Raw genomic sequence first — 3,261 nt, 5'->3', positions numbered from 1 at the left:
AAGAAATAAGGGGTGAGATTCACCCCTTACTGCGTGATAATTAAAATTTAGGAAACCCCTAGTTATTTTAAATTACCGTGATTAGATTTGCACAGAGGGGCTGCTTTGATTTTATTCAAATCGACAAAATGAGATTTGACGCTCTATTAATGCTATTGAACCCAATCGATAGCATTCTTTACAAGTTTGACAAATGGTTCATAGGTTAGATTTTGGGTAGTGTGTGCAGGAACGATACAGCAGATTTTTCCCTTGCCATAGGTGTGAATCCATACAGCAGGCTGAACGCCGTTCTTTGAAACGGTTTCTGCAAGAATCGTTGTATCAGTATTCGGAATCATTTTCATTACATAATGTTCGTCAAAATCAGGGAATATGAATTCGCCAATGTCTTCAATAATCGGATGTTCTGCTATCGGTTTTACAGTAAGTGGACATTTTTTGGGATGAGTGATAAAGTTACTTCTTACAACATTTGTGAGGATTGCGTGATTTTCTGTGTAATCAGTAAGTGCTGCGTGAAGCATAATCGTTCCCATACCATTCTGAACATCATTCAGAAATTTCTCCGTCCATTTTTCATCACACCAGATTGGAGTAGGAATCTGATCATTTTCAATAGGATCTTTGAAAGACAAAAACAAATCAAACTGCCCTTTGAAATAATCATTTGGGTTCTTTGTGAATGTTACTTCATAATCTGCGTTAAACAGATAGTCCATCATAGGCTTGATGGAATCATCGTGATGCCAGTAATCGTGTACCAAAACAAATACTTTTTTACTCATAAGTTATACGTCCTTTCATCACCATTTTATGGCTAGGTTTTTGTGAATTCTCGTTTTTAAGATGTGAGTTAAATTCATATTTATTTAACTCAAACTTATTTTCATTATAATCTTTCGGATGTGTTGATTCAACGAAAATAATGTAAAAAAATCCCTGATTTACTATTTCAATATGATGAGTATAGTGATGAAATGTCTAATTCATTATCCAAAGATGAATTCTATACCCTCAAAGAACTATATAAAGGGATTCCCCAAGGAACTGAAGATGATCCCAGCGATGAACTAAACTATTTGAATTTTCAATGGTATATGAAGGAAGAGCTTCAGGAGATCCCAAACATTGCTTTCCAATTATCGATACTGTTGAAGAAATACTTATAAAAAACGGAATTACATTACCTGATTGTGGAAAATTGTCATTCTCATCCATCAATGAATTGAATGGTTGGGGCAATGATTTTGATGGAAAATTTTTATTGATTATTTAATCTGTGGCTTTTTTTGATGACAAAAAGGTAAGGTTGACACAAAAAATGTGTGAATGATATACTTTAATTACAGATAGGCTATCTATAATTTTTGAGAGGAGCCGTTTATATGGATGAATTATATCAACAGATTATTGATACATATATGGAGACGGGGTCTGTAAAGAAAACTGCAGAATCTTTAAACTCCTATCCGATTAAGGTAAGGCGTGTTCTGATTACGGAAGGCCTGTGGCATAGTAAGACCAGTGATCAGATTGCGGAACTTTCAAAGCAGGGATTAAATGTAGCAGAGATTGCAGAGAAGCTTATCATTTCTGAGAAGAATGTGCAGTCTTATATGCCATATAGCCGGGGGCAGTATGGTGGTGAGGCGCGAAGTAATGAAGCAATCCGAAGTGAGGGGTATAGAAATCGTATGAAAAAAGCAGCACAGAATCAGGTGACAAAGACTGAAGTAAAATCAAAAAAACAGACAGATGGGATTCAGGCACAAAAGAAGAAATTGGAAGAATTAAGGACAGAGCGGGAGCTCCTTTTGAATGAAAAGAAAAAACTCTGGAACAAGATCGAAGCAGAGATGAAGCGTATTCCAATGGCAATGGAACTTCATCTGGAACTGGATATGAAATATGTGGATGAGAGAGAAACCGAAATTTTAAAGAACTATGGCCGAATGGAAAAATCCATTTCCAGAGACTTTATTGTTCCGGGAAACATGACATTACACGCCTTGCATTATGCAATTCAAAAAGCATTTGGCTGGGAGAATAGTCATCTTCATAGTTTTGTTCCAACAGAGGAAGAATTTGATAAAATGACTGATGGAAGTAAGGTTTCCGAATGGACAAGACAAGTTGGTATGTATTTTCGATTTCCAAGTGAAAACTATGATGATATTTACTGGGATGATGATTACGAAGAGGATATGAGCTTTAAATCATGGCTGAAGAGAAAATACAGCGGCCCGTATGAATATGGCGGAATGGGGGAACATTACCTGATGTCACAGTTGGAAGTCGAGCGTTTTCGTAAGAATTTTCCGGAAATTCAAAACAAATCGACAGATCAGCGAGACTGGAATGTGTATATGGAAGGCCAGTGCGAAGAAATGATTGAACGGCCTATGCTGTGCACGATTCTTAATACACCTGCAGAAAAAACAGACTGGACGAAATGGAAACAAGAAAAAGAGGTTTCTTTAAAAATTGTTGAGAATGAAAGAAAAGCAACATTACAGAGATTTCAGACAATGCAGCATAAGATGGATTTGATTGCTGAAAAATGGAAAAAACTCATTTCAAAGAAGGGTGAGCCGAATCGAGGTAGATTATTACCTTATTTTGAGCAGATGGAGGAACTGGATAGAGCGATGCGTACTCTGATTATTGACAATAATCCGGAACCAATCCCTGCTTTAAGCAGTTTGATTTACAGATATGATTACGGTGATGGTTGGGAAGTGAAGATTACTTGTACCAATGCCTGGTTTGATTGCAGCACATATGCTCGTGACGAAGAAGGAAATATGAAGAGCGATAGAAATGGATTCGTTCAGGAAAAAGCTCTTTATGTAGATGCTTTTGGGAATGAAATTATCGGAGATTTTCTGGATAAAATCAAGGCCATAAAGAAGAAAGAAAAACCTATTTGTACAGCATGGGATGGTATGAATCTTGTGGATGATGTGGGTGGAATTGGCGGATTCTGTAAGTTCCTTGAAACCATTAACGGAAATAATTTGGAAGAGAAACGCTCATATAAAACCTGGGCAAATAGTCTAGGCTGGACTGGGCGCATGTCTAAGCCAGAGAATATCCTTTAGTTGTATGAAATATTAGTTTTTTTGATCATAACGATATTTAAAAAGAGATGCAAGGAGTTATAAATTAATGCTCAATTTAAGAAAAATGTTGCTACTAGATCATTAAATTTAACTTAACGCCTATTTTTCTACTTTATAGCCACCTAACTCAAATCAT

At 36.3% G+C, this 3,261-nt stretch carries 3 protein-coding genes; 2 read left to right on the top strand and 1 reads right to left on the bottom strand.

The genetic code is table 11. The features are described from left to right. Positions 1–152: 152 nt before the first annotated feature. A complete protein-coding gene (locus EAI80_RS12520) occupies positions 153–788 on the bottom strand; it encodes a ThuA domain-containing protein (protein ID WP_129982305.1) in 636 nt (211 codons plus the stop codon). Between the two features lie 305 nt (positions 789–1,093). On the opposite strand from EAI80_RS12520, the gene EAI80_RS12515 reads away from it, so the two are divergent. Further along, positions 1,094–1,279: a hypothetical protein gene (locus EAI80_RS12515; RefSeq protein WP_129982304.1), complete on the top strand. Its 186-nt coding sequence runs from the start codon at positions 1,094–1,096 to the stop codon at positions 1,277–1,279. Positions 1,280–1,388: 109 nt separating this feature from the next. Next, positions 1,389–3,104 carry a hypothetical protein gene (locus tag EAI80_RS12510; RefSeq protein ID WP_129982303.1) on the top strand — a complete coding sequence of 572 codons (1,716 nt, stop codon included), beginning with the start codon at positions 1,389–1,391 and terminating at the stop codon, positions 3,102–3,104. Positions 3,105–3,261: the final 157 nt, after the last annotated feature.

It is taken from the genome of Catenibacterium sp. co_0103, assembly GCF_004168205.1.
In the GTDB taxonomy this organism is placed as follows: Bacteria; Bacillota_I; Bacilli_A; order Erysipelotrichales; family Coprobacillaceae; genus Catenibacterium; species Catenibacterium mitsuoka_A.
Note: the sequence above shows the minus strand (reverse complement) of the source record. Positions and strands in the feature narration are given on the sequence as shown.

What these genes read in the sequence shown, in the direction of transcription:
- EAI80_RS12520 (WP_129982305.1), bottom strand. Translation starts at nt 788, where the DNA reads ATGAGTAAAAAAGTATTTGTTTTGGTACACGATTACTGGCATCACGAT.
- EAI80_RS12510 (WP_129982303.1), top strand. Translation starts at nt 1,389, where the DNA reads ATGGATGAATTATATCAACAGATTATTGATACATATATGGAGACGGGG.
- EAI80_RS12515 (WP_129982304.1), top strand. Translation starts at nt 1,094, where the DNA reads ATGGTATATGAAGGAAGAGCTTCAGGAGATCCCAAACATTGCTTTCCA.